The sequence below is a fragment of the Variovorax sp. H27-G14 genome (genome assembly GCF_046156345.1).
Classification (GTDB): Bacteria; Pseudomonadota; Gammaproteobacteria; order Burkholderiales; family Burkholderiaceae_C; genus Variovorax.
The window spans coordinates 48715-65175 of sequence record NZ_JAYLVN010000008.1 but is presented as its reverse complement, the minus strand read 5'-3'; the positions used below and the strand labels follow the sequence as shown (position 1 = coordinate 65175).

The 16461-nt window shown below is 66.5% G+C and carries 19 protein-coding genes; 6 read left to right on the top strand and 13 right to left on the bottom strand.

Annotated features, from left to right (window positions below; translation table 11 throughout):
- Nucleotides 1–14 precede the first annotated feature (14 nt).
- On the bottom strand, nt 15–1361 hold the full coding sequence (locus tag VLK31_RS19575; RefSeq protein ID WP_409170102.1) for a glucoamylase family protein: 1347 nt from the start codon (nt 1359–1361) through the stop codon (nt 15–17).
- A 329-nt stretch (nt 1362–1690) separates the two neighbouring features.
- Between VLK31_RS19575 and tpiA the strand changes: the two genes are divergently transcribed.
- From tpiA to VLK31_RS19555, 4 genes are read left to right on the top strand one after another with little or no spacing between them, the layout of a single operon-like run.
- Nucleotides 1691–2437, top strand: a complete 747-nt coding sequence (tpiA, locus tag VLK31_RS19570; protein ID WP_409170101.1) for a triose-phosphate isomerase — start codon at nt 1691–1693, stop codon at nt 2435–2437.
- Nucleotides 2434–2898: an RpiB/LacA/LacB family sugar-phosphate isomerase gene (locus VLK31_RS19565; RefSeq protein WP_409170100.1), complete on the top strand. Its 465-nt coding sequence runs from the start codon at nt 2434–2436 to the stop codon at nt 2896–2898. The genes tpiA and VLK31_RS19565 overlap by 4 nt, the downstream gene beginning before the upstream one ends.
- A complete protein-coding gene (locus VLK31_RS19560; protein ID WP_409170099.1) occupies nt 2895–3935 on the top strand; it encodes a class I fructose-bisphosphate aldolase in 1041 nt (346 codons plus the stop codon). Before VLK31_RS19565 ends, VLK31_RS19560 begins: the two co-directional genes overlap by 4 nt.
- Entirely contained in the window at nt 3932–4534 is a 603-nt protein-coding gene (locus VLK31_RS19555; protein WP_409170098.1) for a histidine phosphatase family protein, read from the top strand. Before VLK31_RS19560 ends, VLK31_RS19555 begins: the two co-directional genes overlap by 4 nt.
- Before the next feature lie 24 nt (nt 4535–4558).
- Here the strand turns inward: VLK31_RS19555 and VLK31_RS19550 are convergent, their stop codons facing one another.
- Entirely contained in the window at nt 4559–5218 is a 660-nt protein-coding gene (locus VLK31_RS19550; protein ID WP_409170097.1) for a hypothetical protein, read from the bottom strand.
- 223 nt (nt 5219–5441) lie between these two features.
- Between VLK31_RS19550 and VLK31_RS19545 the strand changes: the two genes are divergently transcribed.
- Nucleotides 5442–6476 carry an NADP-dependent oxidoreductase gene (locus VLK31_RS19545; protein WP_409170096.1) on the top strand — a complete coding sequence of 345 codons (1035 nt, stop codon included), beginning with the start codon at nt 5442–5444 and terminating at the stop codon, nt 6474–6476.
- 61 nt (nt 6477–6537) lie between these two features.
- Here the strand turns inward: VLK31_RS19545 and VLK31_RS19540 are convergent, their stop codons facing one another.
- From VLK31_RS19540 to atpD, 11 genes are all read right to left on the bottom strand, one after another.
- Nucleotides 6538–7359: a PRC-barrel domain-containing protein gene (locus VLK31_RS19540; RefSeq protein ID WP_409170095.1), complete on the bottom strand. Its 822-nt coding sequence runs from the start codon at nt 7357–7359 to the stop codon at nt 6538–6540.
- Nucleotides 7360–7382: 23 nt separating this feature from the next.
- The gene (locus VLK31_RS19535; RefSeq protein WP_409170094.1) at nt 7383–8204 is read right to left on the bottom strand and encodes a PRC-barrel domain-containing protein; all 822 of its coding nucleotides are present in this window, start codon (nt 8202–8204) and stop codon (nt 7383–7385) included.
- A 142-nt stretch (nt 8205–8346) separates the two neighbouring features.
- Entirely contained in the window at nt 8347–9255 is a 909-nt protein-coding gene (locus VLK31_RS19530; RefSeq protein WP_409170093.1) for a F0F1 ATP synthase subunit gamma, read from the bottom strand.
- Nucleotides 9256–9264: 9 nt separating this feature from the next.
- Nucleotides 9265–10794, bottom strand: coding sequence for an alternate F1F0 ATPase, F1 subunit alpha (locus VLK31_RS19525; RefSeq protein ID WP_409170092.1), 1530 nt, complete (start codon nt 10792–10794; stop codon nt 9265–9267).
- On the bottom strand, nt 10791–11579 hold the full coding sequence (locus tag VLK31_RS19520; RefSeq protein WP_409170091.1) for a F0F1 ATP synthase subunit delta: 789 nt from the start codon (nt 11577–11579) through the stop codon (nt 10791–10793). The genes VLK31_RS19525 and VLK31_RS19520 overlap by 4 nt, the downstream gene beginning before the upstream one ends.
- A 3-nt stretch (nt 11580–11582) precedes the next feature.
- The gene (locus VLK31_RS19515; RefSeq protein WP_409170090.1) at nt 11583–11873 is read right to left on the bottom strand and encodes a F0F1 ATP synthase subunit C; all 291 of its coding nucleotides are present in this window, start codon (nt 11871–11873) and stop codon (nt 11583–11585) included.
- Nucleotides 11874–11882: 9 nt separating this feature from the next.
- Complete coding sequence (locus tag VLK31_RS19510) at nt 11883–12584, bottom strand: F0F1 ATP synthase subunit A (RefSeq protein WP_409170089.1); 702 nt, start codon at nt 12582–12584, stop codon at nt 11883–11885.
- Entirely contained in the window at nt 12574–12915 is a 342-nt protein-coding gene (locus VLK31_RS19505; RefSeq protein WP_409170088.1) for an ATP synthase subunit I, read from the bottom strand. Before VLK31_RS19505 ends, VLK31_RS19510 begins: the two co-directional genes overlap by 11 nt.
- Nucleotides 12908–13252 (bottom strand): AtpZ/AtpI family protein, encoded by a 345-nt coding sequence (locus VLK31_RS19500; RefSeq protein WP_409170087.1) that lies wholly within the window; start codon nt 13250–13252, stop codon nt 12908–12910. Before VLK31_RS19500 ends, VLK31_RS19505 begins: the two co-directional genes overlap by 8 nt.
- On the bottom strand, nt 13245–13634 hold the full coding sequence (locus VLK31_RS19495) for a F0F1 ATP synthase subunit epsilon (RefSeq protein WP_409170086.1): 390 nt from the start codon (nt 13632–13634) through the stop codon (nt 13245–13247). The genes VLK31_RS19500 and VLK31_RS19495 overlap by 8 nt, the downstream gene beginning before the upstream one ends.
- The gene (gene atpD / locus VLK31_RS19490; protein WP_409170280.1) at nt 13624–15063 is read right to left on the bottom strand and encodes a F0F1 ATP synthase subunit beta; all 1440 of its coding nucleotides are present in this window, start codon (nt 15061–15063) and stop codon (nt 13624–13626) included. Before atpD ends, VLK31_RS19495 begins: the two co-directional genes overlap by 11 nt.
- Before the next feature lie 169 nt (nt 15064–15232).
- Between atpD and VLK31_RS19485 the strand changes: the two genes are divergently transcribed.
- Nucleotides 15233–16453, top strand: coding sequence for an acetate/propionate family kinase (locus VLK31_RS19485; protein ID WP_409170085.1), 1221 nt, complete (start codon nt 15233–15235; stop codon nt 16451–16453).
- Nucleotides 16454–16461 lie beyond the last annotated feature (8 nt).

Sequence of the window (16461 nt, the reverse complement as noted above, 5' to 3'; positions counted from 1 at the left end):
AGGAATCGGATGCGCTAAGGCTGCAGCCAACCACCGGTGAAACCCGCTCGCCGCAGACCGGCACGCAGACAAGGAATGCTGCGGGTCAAACGCCAAGGCAGGCCGGTGCGGAAGTTCTCGATCATGAGGACCGTCAGCCCCTGGTCGAGGCCAAACACCCCTTCAGAGATCCAGGGCGTGTCGCCGCCCGCGGTGACGTTGACGCCGCTCGCGTACAACGCGTTCCCACCCGTCGCGCCCGCTTCGACGACCAGCCGGCGCAGTGCGGGCAGCGCAATCTCGGGCGCGAACACCAGCGAGGCGGCCACGCAGGCGTTGTTGAGCGTTCCATCGTCCGGACCCCAGGGAACCCCGCGCGCGGCATACCCGTAGAACGCCTGGCGGCGACCCGCCACCGTCTTCGGCTCGACGCTGGGACCGTCGCTGGCCGTCAGGCCCCAGCCGTCCTGCCCGTAGCCGCCGAAGCCGCGCGGATTGCGGATCGCGTACTGCCGCTGCACTTCGGTGGCACGCCGGCTGTTCTCGAAGTAGTCGCAGCCCTTCTCGCGCATGAAGCTGTCCCGGATGCCGCGGAAATCGATCCACGCATGCGAGAACTGGTGCACGAACAGCGGCCCGGCGTAGAGGAAATCGATACCGTAGAGGTTCTCCCACTGGTAGGTCTCGGTCCATGTTTCGAAGCTGGCCGTTGTCAGCCGGTGCGTGTCCGAACCCAGGCCGAGCGCATACAGGACGATGGCCTCGTTGTAGCCTTGCCAGCCGTAGTTGAGGAAGCCGCATTCCGGCTTCCAGCCGAGCGCCACCGCATCGTCATCGTGCTCGGACCAGTTCCAGTTCACTCGGTCATAAAGGAGGTTCGCGAGCCTGCGCAACTCGTCCTCGGAAGGGGTCGCGGCATCGAAATAAGCGGCGGCCGTCAGCATGCCGACCACCAGCAGCGCGGTGTCGATGGACGACAGCTCCGACGACCATGCACGTCGGCCTGTATCGCCGTCCAGGAAATGAAAGTAGAAGCCGCGCCAGCCTGTCGCGTCGGCCGCGCCGGACTGGTCGCTTCCGGCGAAGAAGCGCAATGCGTCGAGACATCGACCGACTGCGTCTTCCCTGGCGATCCATCCGCGCTCGACCGCTACCGGATAGGCAGACAGCGCGAAGCCGACGACAGCAATGCTGGCCGGCGCGTCCGGTCGTGAGGTGTCTGCGACCAGCCCGCTGTGAACATGCGTGTGGCGCAGGAAGTAGTCGAAGGCACCGCGTTGAAGATCGTCGATCATCCGCTCGTCGGCGCGAGTCAACGTTCCCTGGGCTTTCACTGCGGAACCATTGTCGGCCTGACCTTCCAGCGCAGGCGCTGCCACCATGGGGCCGATGGCGGCACGGCGTCAGGCAATCCGTTGAAAGCCGGGATGGACACGCACGCTGGCTCAGGTTCGAGGCTCGTCCTGTCCTCGAAGCCCGGCATGTCGGCGGTGGTGCGAAACGGGCACATGGCAGGTGGCCTCCAAGTCAAAGAAAGGCCCACTGTCCACGCGTTCGTCCGCAATGTCTGTTCGCTGTCGCACACGCAGCCGCGCTTGCGGCCAGGGTCTGTTCTCCAACGCACAGACGCGCCGACCCGGAAAGCCCATTCTCCATTTCCAAAGGAGCACAGCTTGACGACACCCAACCCCCACATTCGGGTCCAGTCGACGTGACGCGGCCGCTCGTCGTCGGAAACTGGAAGATGCATGGACTGAGCGCGCAACTGGCAGACATCGAGGCGCTTGGCGTGTCGATGACTGACCGTCCCGCGAAGGCAGATGTCCTGATCTGTCCGCCGTTCACCCTGATCGAGCGCGCCGCGCGCATAGCAGGCTCCTTCGTCGCCATCGGCGCACAGAACTGTCATCACGAGACCTCCGGCACCTGGACGGGTGAGATCAGTGCGCGGATGCTGAAGGACTCGGGAGCATCGGCAGTCATCGTCGGACACTCCGAGCGCCGTCAACATCAAGGCGAAAGCAGCGAGCGGGTCGCTGCGAAGGCGAACGCTGCAGTGGCCGCCGGTCTGCTCGCGATCATCTGCATCGGCGAAACGCAAGCGGAGCGTGCAGGCGGCGGCGCCCTGGACGCCTGTGCAGCGCAGTTGTCCCTGAGCGTGCCGAAGGGCATCGCCGCTTCGGCCTTCGCCATCGGCTACGAGCCGCTTTGGGCGATCGGCAGTGGACAGGTGCCGACTGCCGCCCAGATCACCGAAATGCATGGGCATATCAGGCAGTGCCTGGTCGCCCGGCTGGGCGCATCCGGGAACGCCGTGCGTATCGTCTATGGCGGCTCGGTCAAGCCTGCCAACGCGCGCAGCATCCTTGCGCTTTCCGATGTCGGCGGCGTGCTGGTCGGCGGGGCGAGCCTGAAGCCGGATGAATTCGAAGCCATCGTACGGGCGGCGGCGCCATGAATCTGCGCGTGGGCATCGCGGCCGACCACGGCGGCTACGCACTCAAGGCGGAACTCGTGCGCGCACTGCGAGGATGGGGCTGTCAGGTCGAGGACTTCGGCGCCTTTCAGCTCGACCCCTCGGACGACTACCCGGACTTCGTGGCTCCTCTGGCCAGCGCCGTTGCCCGGCGAGACATCACGCGCGGCATCGCACTTTGCGGCAGCGGCGTGGGCGTGGCCATAGCCGCGAACAAGTTTGCCGGTGTCCGTGCCGGACTGGTTCACGATGTCTTCACTGCACACCAGGGCGTCGAGGACGACGACATGAACGTTGCGTGCCTGGGCGGCGCGGTGATCGGCACGCGCTACGCGCTCGACCTCGTGCATGTGTTCCTCCACGCGCGCTTCTCGGGCGCCCCGCGCCATCAACGCCGTCTGGAAAAGGTCCGGGCACTGGAACACAGGAGATTCGAACCATGATCACGATCGACAGGCCGCTGCTCGCAGACACCGCTCTCCGGCTGATGGCCGATGGCAAGGGCCTGCTGGCGATGGACGAGAGCACCGGCACCTGCAACCGGCGCTTCGGGAGCGCCGGCATTCCGCAGACGGAAGAGTCCCGGCGTGCCTACCGTGAGCTGCTGGTGAGCACGCCCGGGCTCGGCCGCACGATCAGTGGCGCGATCCTCTTCGAAGAGACGTTGCATCAGCGAACCAGAGACGACGTGCTTTTCACGCAAGTGCTCGAAGACGCCGGCATCGTCCCAGGCATCAAGGTCGACCTGGGCGCCAAGCCGCTTGCAGGCCACCCCGGGGAGCGAGTGACCGAGGGGCTGGACGGCCTTCGCGCGCGGCTGAAGGCCTATTTTGAAAAGGGCGCGCGATTCGCCAAGTGGCGCGCGGTGTTCAGCATCGAGACCGGCATGCCCGGCCCCGCCTGCATCGCGGCCAACGCGCATGCGCTGGCGCGTTACGCCGCCCTCTGCCAGGAAGCCTCGCTGCTGCCGATCGTCGAGCCAGAAGTCCTGATGGACGGCGCGCACACCCTGGTCGAGTGCGGCGAAGCCACGCACCGCGTGCTGCACCAGGTCTTCGAGCAGCTCGACCAGCAGGGCGTGGTGCTCGAGGCGATGATTCTCAAGCCGAACATGGTCCTGCCGGGCACCGACTGCCCTGTGCAGGACGACATCGATGCCGTGGCGGATGCCACGCTGGATTGCTTGCTGCGTTCCGTGCCCGCCGCCGTGGCAGGCATTGCGTTTCTCTCGGGGGGGCAGCCGGCTGCGCTGGCCACGGTACGGCTGAACGCCATGCACCGCCGCGGCGGCACCGTGCTGGTGCGCAGCCCCTGGCCTCTCACCTTCTCATTCGGCCGGGCACTCCAGCAGCCCGCGCTCGCGGCCTGGGCCGGCAACGACGCCAACCGGGTGGCAGCCCAGCAGGCGCTGCTGCATCGCGCAACGTGCAACGGCGCCGCCGTGCGGGGCCAGTACAGCCTCGCGATGGAGACCGCATGAGCACGACGCTGCTGCAGCTGTACCTCGTGCGGCATGGCGAAACCGCATGGACGCTGACTGGTCAACACACGGGTCTGACCGACCTGGGCCTGACCGCGCACGGCGAGGTGCAGGCGCGCGCGCTCGCGCCGCGGCTGCGCAACATCGCCTTCTCCGACGTGCTGGTAAGCCCCGCGCTGAGAGCCCGCCAGACATGCGCGCTGGCGGGGCTCGACGCGCTGAGCCGCATCGAGACCGATCTCGTCGAATGGGACTACGGCGATGACGAAGGACTGCGCAGTGCCGACATTCGCAAGACGCGACCCGACTGGAACGTCTGGCGCGACGGGTGTCCGAACGGCGAGACGCCGGACGAACTGGCAATCCGCGCAGACCGGCTCATCGGCCATCTGAGCAAGCGGGAAGGCAACGTTGCGCTGTTCTCGCATGGCCAGTTCGGCGCCGCGTTGGCCGCACGATGGATCGGTCTACCGCTGATCGCCGGAGCCCACTTCGCCTTGCACCCGGCTTCGGTCAGCATCCTGGGCCACGAGCCCGCCCATCCGCATCGGCGGGTGATCGAGCTGTGGAACGAGATGCCCACGCTCGAGATCTCGTGAAACCGGCCTTGACCCAGAGACGTTTCAATCCGCAGCTGCGATCGTCGTGACCTCGAACCCAAAGTGACGCAGCCGTTGAACGTCCGTCTCGCCGGCCTGCCCAGCGGGAACAGATTCGCCCTGCAGCCATGATTTTTGGATGAGGATGTTCGCGGCCTCCTCGACTGAAGGACGCGTGCCCCGCTGGACCTCGTCCTCGATCGGCGGGCCGCCCTCGTCGCCCGTGCGGGTGGCGGCGACGCGCCATCGATTGAGTTCATAAGGCAGCGAGCGTTGGATCGCGTCGCGTGTCAAGCCGACAGAGAGGCTGCGATCCGGCGGCCGCACGCCGGTGACCCACTCAGGTGCGATGAGAACGCTGTGCCCCGTCCACCAGTGGCGCGTGTCGATCACGATGGCGTGCACGGCCCGACTCTCCGCGTCGACCAGCAGGTCCTGGACAAGCCCGGCATCGCCATCGAGCGCATGGACGCGATAGCCCGTCAATGCATTGCAGCTGCGCCAGTGCGAAGCCTCGCCGCAGGCCGGTTGGTCGCGCGTCGAAACCCCAGGTCCGTCGTTCGGCCGGATCGGGCTCGCAAAGACCGGCATCGCCCGGCATTCGAGCCAACCACTCGCATCGACCACCAGGTCGCGGACGACCCATTGGCCGTCATCGAAGGAGAAATCCAGGGTGTCACTCATGGGTTCACTTTGAGACGCCTCGCGTACCGCGTCTGTTCGCTGCCGTACCCATGCCAGCGGCGAAGACAGAGGATGGCACGGCGCGCGCGCCGCGGTCACGTGTGCGCCAACGAACAGACCTCGCGGCAGGCACCGCGCACAGTGACCGCACCACCCTTTTCCGACCGCCCCGCCCTTGCACGCTCAACCCTCTCTCCTTCGATCCGACACGAAAGCCGAACCCATGACGCAGACACCCACCCTCAATCGCCGCATCGTCCTGAACGCCCGACCGAACGGCGCGCCGACCGCGCAGGACTTCCGCATGGAGCACGGCGAGGTGCCGCAGCCCGGTCCGGGGCAGGTACTGCTGCGCACGCTGTACCTGTCGCTGGACCCGTACATGCGCGGTCGCATGAGCGACGCAGCGTCGTACGCGACGCCCATGGCCCTCGGCGACGTGATGGTGGGTGGCACCGTCTCGCGCGTCGAGCATTCCGCACACGCAGGTTTCGATCCTGGCGCACTGGTGGTGGGGGCGGCCGGCTGGCAGGACTATTCACTGGCGGATGGCGAGGGGCTCAACGCGCTGTACCCGGGGGACCCGCACCCTTCGCGCGCGCTGGGGGTGCTCGGCATGCCGGGCTTCACCGCCTACATGGGGCTGCTGGACATCGGCCAGCCGGTGGCCGGCGAAACCGTCGTGGTCGCGGCTGCCAGCGGCGCGGTCGGCTCGGTGGTCGGGCAGGTCGCCCGGCTCAAGGGTTGCCGTGTCGTGGGTATCGCTGGCGGGAACGAGAAGTGTCGTTACGTGGTCAACGAACTGGGTTTCGACGACTGCATCGATCACCTTGCCGAGGGGATGCCGAACGCGCTCGCGGCTGCCTGTCCGGCAGGCATCGACGTGTACTTCGAGAACGTGGGCGGCGAGGTGTTCGACGCGGTTTTGCCCCTGCTCAACACCCGATCGCGCATTCCCGTGTGCGGGCTCATCGCGGGCTACAACGCCACCACGTTGCCGGCCGGTCCCGACAGGTTGGGACTGCTGGAGGCCACGCTGCTGAAGAAGCGCATCCGCATGCAGGGCTTCATCACGATGGCGGATTACGGCTCGCGCTGGAACGAGTTCGCTGGCGCGATGCGCGAGTGGGTGCGCGAAGAGAAGGTCAAGGTTCGAGAAGACATCGTGTTCGGTCTGGAGAACGCACCCGATGCTTTCATGGGCATGCTGCAGGGCCGGAATTTCGGCAAGTTGATCGTGCAACTGGCATACGAATGAGGCATGTGGCCGCAAGGCGGCCACATGCCATCAGGGTTTCACCACTTGTTGCCTCGGTGGATCACTGTCCTGCGTGCGCAGTCCAATAGGCGTTGACCTTCACGCTCTCGGCCACAAAGTTGTCCCTCTGGAAGTTCTGGTCTTTCTTCACGTGCGGCGCGGACTCCATCGTCGACTTCACCGTGGCCAGCACGAGCAGCTTGTTGCCGGCCGCAGCCTTGAAGCTCTCCCACGGAACGGGCACGTACTTCTTGTCGATACCGAAGATGCCCCCCCGACCGATAACGAGGTAGGCGACCTTGCCGGTCTGGGGGCTCACCACGATGTCGTCGACGCTGCCAAGGTCTTCCCCCTGCGGATTGACCACACCCGCACCGACCAGCTGGTCAGAGCGAAACGCCACGTCACTGCCGGAGACGGGAACGGCTGCCGCGATCTGCTGGCGGCGCCAGGCTGATACGTCCATGCGCGGAACCTTGCCACTGCTCAGGTCCGCCGCATAAGCGGTGTAGACGGTGCGTGCAGCGCTAAGTGAATCTTCGCAGGCCTGCTGGTCACCGCGCTGCGCCAGGATGTTGGCCGAAGCGATTAAGGTGCGCACCTCGTAGCCCGGACGCACGTTGGAATAGCCCACGCCCGCGGCGGAGGGTTCCGCAACGTAGCCGTAGCCATAGCCGTACATCGGATAGCCATACCCGTAGCCGTAGCTGTGAAGCCAGTAGCCGTCCTTTTGCAACTGGCCGTCAAATGCCTTCAGGTCAGAAAGGCATTGCTGCGCCGGCTTCGCGGCGGCGGGCTTGGCGATTGCTCCGGGTGAGACAACGCCGATGCAAACCGATGCGACGAGCGATGCGATGACCGACAGTGAGGAAGTATTTTTCATGATTGGGGGCCTTGGAGAAAGTTTCAAAGTGCGTCTGCGGCAGCGAAAGAATCCGACCAGTAGCCGGCACGTCCGTAGTGGCCGCGCAGGTCGAGGTCCGACTGCAGCGTCCAGCTCTCGCTCGAGTCATAGACGGGCGCGGATTTCACGGCATCGCGGCTCAGGTCGACCGACACCGTCTTGCTCGACCAGTGCACGCCGGTGATCCACTCCGGCGCCACCAGCACCTTGTGACCCATCCACCAGTTGCTCGTGTCGACGATCAGGTAGCGGATGGCCCAGGTCTTCTCGTCCACCAGGAAGCCGGAGACATGGCCGATCTCTCCGTCGTTCGCTTCGAGGTGATAGCCGGTGACGGCCTTGCAGCTGCGCAGGTGCGGATCGTCGTTGCGATGGCGCTGCCGTTCGGTGCGCAGGTAGGCTTCCATCTCGCGTTCCCGCTCGACGCGGTCCATGCCGTAGCCCATGTAGCCAGGAACCATGCCGTAGGGATAGAGGCCGCCGCCCCACAAGCCGGCGCCGTCCCAGTAGCTGCCGTAGCCGTAGTACCCCATGTACTCCTCTTCGTTCTGGCGCGAGACGGGCTTTTCGGTGTCGATGTCGGGGCTGTTCTTGACCTGTTCCTTCGTGATCGAGACCGGGAAGGTCCTGGCCACCCAGTTGGGTTCGTGGATCGAGATCGGCGATACCAGAACCTTGCGGCTCGTGAGCCAGGAGCCGGCGCTCACCACCAGGTAGCGGACGACCCAGGTGTCGTCGTCGAAAAAGAAATCCTTGACGTCGCCGATCTCGCCATCGGTGGCCTGGATCGCGTACTTCTCTAGCTCATGGGTGCTGCGCAGCATGGGAGTGTCCTTTCAGAATGCCGAATCGGATCGATCGGCGGAATGCGTCATCGCGGGTGGAGGAGTTCAAGGGACCAATGTCATCGCAACCGCCACTGCCGTCTGTTCGCCACCGCACGCGATGCGGCAACGACGACGCCGGTCAGGTGTCAACCTGGTCGCGCAGCGCCTTGAATCCCGAGATGACATCCGACAGTTCTTCGTCGATCCGCGCCTGGCGCAAACGGTGCAAGGCGTCGCCCAGCGTGCCCAGCATCTCGTCGATGTTGCGGTCGGCGCGGTCCATGGCCGCCAGCCGGCTCGCGTTCTCGCTCGCGAGCGACTCGGCACAGGCGCGAAACAGGGAGACGAACAGGTACTCGCGGATCAGGGCACGCAGCGTGGCCGTCGGGTCGCCCAGCGTCTCGGCCAGCATGGCGGTCGGCCACGGTTGCTGCGCCAGTCGGCGACGCCATTCATCGTCCAGTGGCAGCAGCCGCTGGCCGACCGGCGCGAAGGTCGAGCCGGCGCCAGGCCGGTTGTAGAAGAGGTGCACCTCGGCCGCGGTTTCACGCCGCTCGGTCCCGAAAGATTCCTCTAGAACGGTCAGGAGAATCTCATCGACCAGCGCCGCGATCGCCTGGACAGAATCCGGCACCGCGAAGACGCCGAGCAACGGCATGTCGGTGTCGAGCAGGCTCGCGTGCACGCGCTCCCCAACGGCCCAGACCTGTGCTGGCGCGGGCATTCGGGCCAGCGAGGCGCGCGCATGGTCGACCACCAGATCGTTGAAACGGCCGACGAGCCCCTGGTCGGATCCGAAGACGATCGCGCGGACCCCGACCGCCGCCTTCGGAGCCGGTGTCACCGGCACCAAGTGGAGCGCCTCCATGCGGAAGCACACGCCCAGCCCGAGTTCGACGCTGCGCGCGTAGTCGCCCAGCGCGGCCACCGACCGTTCGTACTGGCCGACGCTGGCTGCCGCTTGCGCCTTCATCGCGCGGACGACCGACTGCAGGTCGCCCGCACTGCCGATCTTGCGGCGCAGACTGGCGGGGCTGTCCTGCTTCACCGCGTGGTCTCAGCCCAAACCTGCGATCGCGGCGCGCGCCAGGTCGACAATCGTGGCCCGGTCTTCTTCGCTCAGCGCCTTGGCGCTGCGCAGCCGTTCACCCAATGCGGCCGGAATGCCGTGGGCAGCGGCGGTGCGCACAGCCTGCTCCGCCTCGGCCATGCGTTCCAGCGGGACCGGGTCGAACAGTCCAGCGGTCAATGCAAGCACGGTGGCGATCTGCGCCGGCACGGTCACTGGCGAGAGCTCCGGCTGCTTCAGGCAGGCACGGATGCGCTGGCCGTGCGTGATCGACTGCTGCGTGTCGTCGTCCAGATGGGCGCCGAAGCGCGCGAAGGTCTCCAGCTCCTCGAACTGCGCATAGGCGAGCTTGAGGTCGCCGGCCACGGCACGGAACGCCGCCAGCTGGGCCTTGCCTCCCACGCGCGACACCGACTTGCCCACATCCACCGCAGGCAGCACGCCCAGCTGGAACAGCGTGGGCGACAGGTAGATCTGGCCGTCGGTGATGGAGATGAGATTGGTCGGTATGTACGCGGAGATGTCCTGCGCTTCGGTCTCGATGATGGGGAGCGCGGTGAGCGAGCCGCCGCCGCGCGCCTCGTTCAAATGCGTGGCCCGTTCCAGCAGCCGCGAATGGATGTAGAAGATGTCGCCGGGAAAGGCCTCGCGGCCCGGCGGCCGCCCGAGCAGCAGCGACAGTTCGCGGTAGGCACGCGCATGCTGCGTGAGGTCGTCGTAGACGATCAGCACGTCCCGCCCCGCTTCCATGAAATGCTCGGCGATGCTGGTGGCCGCGTACGGCGCGATGTACGACAGGCCCGGCGGGTCGTTGCCCTCGGCCACCACCACCACGGTGTACGCGAGCGCACCCTGCGCGCGCAGCACGGCCACGACCTTGGCCACAGCGGAGGCACGCTGGCCGATCGCGCAATAGACGCACACCACATCGTTGTTGCGCTGGTTGACGATCGCATCGATCGCGATCGCGGTCTTGCCGGTCTGGCGATCGCCGAGGATGAGTTCTCGCTGGCCGCGCCCGATGGGAATGAGCGCATCGATCACCTTGAGGCCGCTCTGCAGCGGCACGGTAACCGGTGCGCGGTCCATGATCGCCGGCGCCGGGCGCTCGATCGGCGCACGCCGATCGCCGGTGAACGCGCCGAGTCCATCGAGCGGCTTGCCAAGCGGATCGATCACCCGCCCGAGCCAGCCGTCACCGACGGCGACATCCATCACGCGGCCTTCGCGCAGCGCCTCGTCGCCGCTGCGCAGCTGGGTGTTGTCGCCCAGCAGCACCACACCGATCTCGTCCTCGTCCACATTGAAGGCGATGCCGGACACGCCACCCGGAAACCGGATCATTTCCGCATAGCCCACGCCGGGCAGTCCACCAACGCGTGCCACGCCGGTGGCCACCGAAAGGATCGTGCCGACCTCGCGCACCACGAGCCGGGGCACGAAGTCCGCGCGCGCCTGGTCGAGCGCCGAGAACACCGCGTCGAAGCTTTGCTGCAGGTTGCCGGGTGCTGCCTTCACGCGGCACGCCCGGCGGAGCTGGGCACCGCGGCCGGCTTGAGCAGTTCATGCACACCGCGCTCCAGCGACGCGAGGTAGTCCGCGATACTCCACGCCACCTTGTGCCCGTTGGCGCTCAGTTCGATGCCGCCGACCAACGCCGGTGCCACCTCGTAGTGCAAGCTGAGCTTGATACCGAAGGTCTCGTTCACCGCCTTGTGCACGGCCGTGCGCTGCGCGGTGGGCAGCGCGAACGCGGTGCGCACGAGCGCGCCGTCATTCGCCGACTTCAACGCAGTGGCCATCTCCTGCAGCGCAGTACCTTCGAGCGAGTGCAGGCGAGCGATGAAGAGCTCGCAAACGCTGGCCTCCAGGTCCACCGTGGCCAGGTCGGTCAGCGCCTGGCGGGCGACCGCAAACACCTCAGCCTGCGCGCGCTGGCGCAATGCCTGGTCGAGTGTCGTGGCGTCGCTGGCCGTCGAGAGTCGGCGCGCCGCTGCGAGTGCGTCGGCTGCCGCGCGTGCGGCATCGAGCAGCTTATGACGCTCGGCCTCTGCGCTGGTGGTGGCCTGCGCCAGCAGCGCGGCGCGTTGCTGATCGAAGGCATCGTTCTTTTGCTGTAGATCGGCGCGCTCGGTCTGCGCAGCGGCCTTCTTCTTGTCGGCGTCTGCGAGCTGGGCGGCGATGCGTTTTTCGCGCGCATCGATGGCGGCGAGCACCGGCTTGTAGAGAAAGCGCTTCATCAGCCACACCAGCACGATGAAGTTGAGCGCCTGCGCACCGACGGTGAACCAGTCGATCAGCATTGGCTACTTTCCCAAAACCTTGACCGCCTGTTCCAGCGCGGCGTTCCAGAACGGGTTGGCGAAGATCAGGATCATCGAGACCACGAAGCAGTAGATCGCGGTCGACTCGATCATCGCCAGGCCGACGAAGAGCGTGCGGGTGATCGTGGCCGAGGCGTCGGGCTGCTGCGCGAGCGCGGTCAGCGCGGTCGCGACAGCGCGGCCTTCGGCGAGTGCCGGCGCCATGGTCCCGAAGCCGGTGGTAATGCCCGCGATGGCGATCGAGGCAATGGCGATGTAGGTAAGGCTGTCCATGGAATGCTTTCAGTGGTTCGCAGCGGGCTTGGGGATCGGTGTGCGGGTGCGGGTGCGGGTCGCTGCCGCGATGTACACGGCGGCGAGGATGGAAAAGATGTACGCCTGCACCATGCCGGTGAGCAGGCCCAGCATCGTCATGACGACCGGAAAGAAGAACGGCGTGATGCTCAGCAGGATGCCGACGATCATGGCGCCGCTCATCATGTTGCCGAAGAGGCGCACCGCCAGTGCGAGGGTGCGCGACACCTCGCTGATGAGGTTGAAGGGCAGCATCACCGGCGTGGGCTGCACATAGGTCTTGAGGTAGCCGCCGACACCCTGCACGACGATGCCGAAGAAGGGAACGGCGATGAACACGCTCACCGCGAGCGCCACGGTGGTCGAAAGTGACGCAGTCGGCGATTCGAAGCCGGGGATGACCGTGCACAGGCTGGACGCCGCGACGAACAGGAACAGCGTGCCGAGGAACCCCAAATAGCGCCTGGGTTCCACGAGGCCGACCTCCTCGATCTGTTGCAGGATCGCCGTCAGCACGATCTCCAGCAGGCTCTGCCACCGCGACTGGGTGCGCCCGGTGCTGAGCTTGCGCGTGACGAGCGCCGAGCCGAGCACCAGCACCCCCATCAGCGCCCAGGTGAAGACGATGGTGGCATTGAGCTTGACGAAGCCGTGCTGCCAGAAGATCCATTCGTCGGGACTAAGGCGCATGGCGGGCTCCGGTTTCGGTGTGCATGCGGCCGGGGGTCGGTGGCAGGCGCGTGAACCACGTCACAGCAACGCGGGCCAGCACGAAGCCGAACAGGCACAGCAGCATTCGCCGTAGGTCTCCGCCGGCCACCAGATAGAACCCGCCGAGCGTGATGCCCATGCGCAGCAGCATGCTGGCCAGCATGCTGAGGCCCGGCCGCTGGAAAGTCGCTGCGCGACGCACCGTCCACCAGAGACCGGCGTAGAAGATCAGGCCGAGGACCGCACCGCCCGTGACGGGCAGCAGCACCGCGAGCGGCGCCGTCATCAGGCTGGCGAACAGTTCATGCATCGTCGTGGCCCTCGCCCTCGTGCATGGCCCGGTCTTCCCGCGCCACCCAATGCCAGGCATTCAGGCAACCGAGCGCCAGCCCGCCGACCAGCAAGGCCAGCGTCCACGGGTGCGCGCCCGGGTGATGGCGGTCGAGCCACACGCCCAGCGCGGCGCCGAGCAGCGTCGGCACAACCACAGACCAGCCAACGAGTCCCATCATCCCGAGGCCGAAGAACACACCGGGCGCGCCATCGCGACGCGCCTTCAGCTTGCGCGCAGCCTGGGTACCGACCTCGTCGGCCAGCGTGTGCGCCCGCGCGGTGCGGCGATCCGATTCGCCCTGGGGATCAGCCATGCTCGAACCCCGCGACGCGCCGCAGGAACCCACTCTCCAGCCGCGTCATCGCGTAGCGCAGATCCTGGTCCTGCTGACCCTGCCGCTCAAACTGCTGCGTCACCGCCGCGTGCAGTTGCGCGAGATCGGTGCCACGCAGCGCGCGACGCACCGACACGAGCACCTCGGCGCCGGTCTTCACGAGCACACCCTGGTCCACCGCGACGAACACCTCTTCGCGCGCCGCGTTTTCATAGGTCAGGATGCCGGGCGCCAACGCCGCCACGCAGTCCAGCCGATGCGGCAGCAGGCCGAATGCGCCCTGCGGCGTCTGCGCGACGATGCGCGACACAGCGCCGTCGTCGACGAACACCTCGAACGGCAGCAGCACCTTAAGTCGCATGCGCGGTCTCGGGCTGTGCATCGGCGGCCTTCGCAGATTGCGGCTTTGCCTTGGCTTTCGCTTCAGAGATCGCGCCGATCATGTACAGGGCGCTCTCGGGCCGGTCGTTGAACTCGTCGGCGAGGATGCGTTCGCAACCGTCAAGCGCGTCCGCCAGGCCCACGAGCTTGCCCTTGAGGCCGGTGAACTGCTCGGTGGTGAAGAAAGGCTGCGTCAGGAAGCGCTCCAGCCTCCGCGCTCGTGCGACCACCTTGCGGTCGGACGGCGACAGCTGTTCGAGGCCGAGCATGGCGATGATGTCCTTGAGCTTCGCGTACTGCGCGAGCGTCTGCCGAATCTCCTGCGCGAGCGCGTAGTGGCGCGCGCCCACGATGCCCGGGGTCGCCATCCGGGAGCTCGACTGCAGCGGGTCGATCGACGGATACAGTCCCTCGCTGGCCCGCTCGCGCGACAGCACGATCGAGGCCGACAGGTGAGAGAAGGTGTGCACCGCCGCCGGATCGGTGAAATCGTCCGCCGGCACATAGACCGCCTGGATCGACGTGATCGCCCCGCTGTCGGTGTTGGCGATGCGCTCCTCGAAGCCCGCGAGTTCGGTGCCCATCGTGGGCTGGTAGCCCAGCCGCGAAGGCATCTGCCCCATCAGGCTCGAGACTTCCATGCCCGCCTGGATGTAGCGAAAGATGTTGTCGACCAGCAGCAGCACGTCGCGGTGCTCGTCGTCCCGAAAGTACTCGGCCATGGTCAGCGCCGCGTCTCCGACGCGAAAGCGCGCACCCGGCGGCTCGTTCATCTGGGCGAAGATCATGACCATCTTCGCCAGCACGCCCGCCTCCTTCATCGCGTCGTAGAGTTCCGCGCCCTCGCGACAGCGTTCGCCGATGCCGCAGAAGATGCTCACGCCGTCCTGGTGGTCGACCATGTTGTGGATCATCTCGGTCAGCAGCACCGTCTTGCCCACGCCCGCGCCGCCGAACAGACCCGCCTTGCCGCCGCGCTCGAGCGGCGTCAACACGTCGATGACCTTGATGCCGGTCTCGAAGACTTCGGAGGTGGTCGAGCGCCGCGACAGCGCGGGTGGGTCGCGGTGCACCGAGCGCCATTCGCTCTTCGCCAGCGGCTCGCCCCGATCGATGACATTGCCGAACACGTCGAACATGCGCGAGACGATGGCCTTGCCAACCGGCGCGCGCAACGGCCCACCCGTGTCGCGCACCTGCGCGCCGCGGGCAAGCCCCTCCGTGGTCGTCAGCGCAATCCCGCGCACGTGGCGCTCGTCGCGTTGGGTCAACACCTCGATGACGATGCTGTCGTTATCGCCCGCGTGCAACACCGAATGGATCATCGGCAACATGCCTTTAAACCGTACATCGACCACGCTGCCGCGCACTGCCGTGACGCTGCCGAGATTCGAAGGAATTTTTTCCATGGACCCACCGTAGACACGGTAGCCCTGCTGGTCTGTGCGTTGGCAAACATAGCGGCCGTGCGTGCGGCAGCGCACGGACGCACGCACCATTCCCGCCTACGCTGCAGCCGCGGAATGGTCACCGCGACCGTGCCGCGCATAACGTCTTCTGGGCGTCAGGAAGATGAACATGGATGCACCGAATCGCCCACAAGCACCTACCGATATTTCTCGCGAGTTGCACGCATTGGCATTCAATAGCGGCTCCTCGTCGCTCAAGTTCGGCCTTTATCGCGTGCGCGGGACGCAGGTGCTGCGGCTCGTCAGCGGCGAGGCGGAAGGACTCGGACAGCAGCGTGGAGCCTTCCACGCGCAGGACGAGAACGGCACGCTGCTGCTGAGCGAATCGGCTGCGCCGGCCAGTCAGGCTGAAGCGATCGGGCGGATCGTCGATCTGCTGGCAACGTCTCATGCGCCATCGCCGCAGGTCATCGGGCATCGGCTCGTCAATGGCGGCACCGCCCACCGGGACCACTGCAGGGTCGACGATAGCGTCTTGCGCGAACTCGAGGCCGCGATCGCCTTCGCGCCCCTGCACATGCCCGCAGCGCTGTCGTTAATCCGTTGCGCAAAGGCCAGCTTCCCCGGCCTGCCGCAGATGGCATGCTTCGACACCACGTTCCACCAGACGCTGCCGGATGTCGCACGAATCTTGCCGTTGCCACGCGAGATGATCGCTTTGGGCATTCAACGCTACGGCTTTCATGGCCTCTCCTGCGAGTCGATCGTGCGTCAGCTGGCGGCCGAGCGTTCCGACGGCGTACCGCATCGGCTGGCGATCGCCCACCTCGGCAATGGCGCCAGCATCACCGCGGTGCGCGATGGCATTTCCGTAGACACGAGCATGGGACTCACCCCGAGCGGCGGCGTGATCATGGGAACCCGCAGTGGTGATCTCGATCCCGGCGTCCTGGTCTATCTGGCCCGCGAGCGGCAGTTCGACGCAGCGATGCTCGAAGACCTGGTCGACCACCGCAGCGGACTGCTTGGCATCTCGGGGTTGAGCGGCGACATGCGCACGCTGCACGAGGCCGCCGCTTCGAACGCCGCGGCACGCCTGGCCATCGACATGTTCTGCCAGTCCGTTCGCAAACAGTTGGGCGCCATGAGCGTCGTGCTGGACGGCCTCGATCTGATCGTCTTCACCGGCGGCATCGGAGAAAACGACGTCGCGGTCCGTTCGAACATCTGTCGAGGGCTGTCATCGATCGGTGTCCATTGGGGCGACGACAGCGCTCCACCGAGCGATCGACCGGGCGCACGCTGCCAGGTGCGCGTGCTGCCGTCGCAGGAGGACGAACAGATCGCATTGCACGCGACGTCGCTGTGTCGAGACATCGGCCACGTCTGACCGTCAGC

Bases quoted from the DNA above. Each gene is read 5' to 3' on its own strand.
- VLK31_RS19510 (WP_409170089.1), bottom strand. From the start codon at position 12,584: ATGCGCCTTAGTCCCGACGAATGGATCTTCTGGCAGCACGGCTTCGTC.
- VLK31_RS19560 (WP_409170099.1), top strand. From the start codon at position 2,895: ATGATCACGATCGACAGGCCGCTGCTCGCAGACACCGCTCTCCGGCTG.
- VLK31_RS19515 (WP_409170090.1), bottom strand. From the start codon at position 11,873: ATGGACAGCCTTACCTACATCGCCATTGCCTCGATCGCCATCGCGGGC.
- VLK31_RS19505 (WP_409170088.1), bottom strand. From the start codon at position 12,915: ATGCATGAACTGTTCGCCAGCCTGATGACGGCGCCGCTCGCGGTGCTG.
- VLK31_RS19565 (WP_409170100.1), top strand. From the start codon at position 2,434: ATGAATCTGCGCGTGGGCATCGCGGCCGACCACGGCGGCTACGCACTC.
- atpD (WP_409170280.1), bottom strand. From the start codon at position 15,063: ATGGAAAAAATTCCTTCGAATCTCGGCAGCGTCACGGCAGTGCGCGGC.
- VLK31_RS19550 (WP_409170097.1), bottom strand. From the start codon at position 5,218: ATGAGTGACACCCTGGATTTCTCCTTCGATGACGGCCAATGGGTCGTC.
- VLK31_RS19520 (WP_409170091.1), bottom strand. From the start codon at position 11,579: ATGCTGATCGACTGGTTCACCGTCGGTGCGCAGGCGCTCAACTTCATC.
- VLK31_RS19545 (WP_409170096.1), top strand. From the start codon at position 5,442: ATGACGCAGACACCCACCCTCAATCGCCGCATCGTCCTGAACGCCCGA.
- VLK31_RS19485 (WP_409170085.1), top strand. From the start codon at position 15,233: ATGGATGCACCGAATCGCCCACAAGCACCTACCGATATTTCTCGCGAG.
- VLK31_RS19500 (WP_409170087.1), bottom strand. From the start codon at position 13,252: ATGGCTGATCCCCAGGGCGAATCGGATCGCCGCACCGCGCGGGCGCAC.
- VLK31_RS19575 (WP_409170102.1), bottom strand. From the start codon at position 1,361: ATGGTGGCAGCGCCTGCGCTGGAAGGTCAGGCCGACAATGGTTCCGCA.
- VLK31_RS19535 (WP_409170094.1), bottom strand. From the start codon at position 8,204: ATGCTGCGCAGCACCCATGAGCTAGAGAAGTACGCGATCCAGGCCACC.
- VLK31_RS19540 (WP_409170095.1), bottom strand. From the start codon at position 7,359: ATGAAAAATACTTCCTCACTGTCGGTCATCGCATCGCTCGTCGCATCG.
- VLK31_RS19555 (WP_409170098.1), top strand. From the start codon at position 3,932: ATGAGCACGACGCTGCTGCAGCTGTACCTCGTGCGGCATGGCGAAACC.
- VLK31_RS19495 (WP_409170086.1), bottom strand. From the start codon at position 13,634: ATGCGACTTAAGGTGCTGCTGCCGTTCGAGGTGTTCGTCGACGACGGC.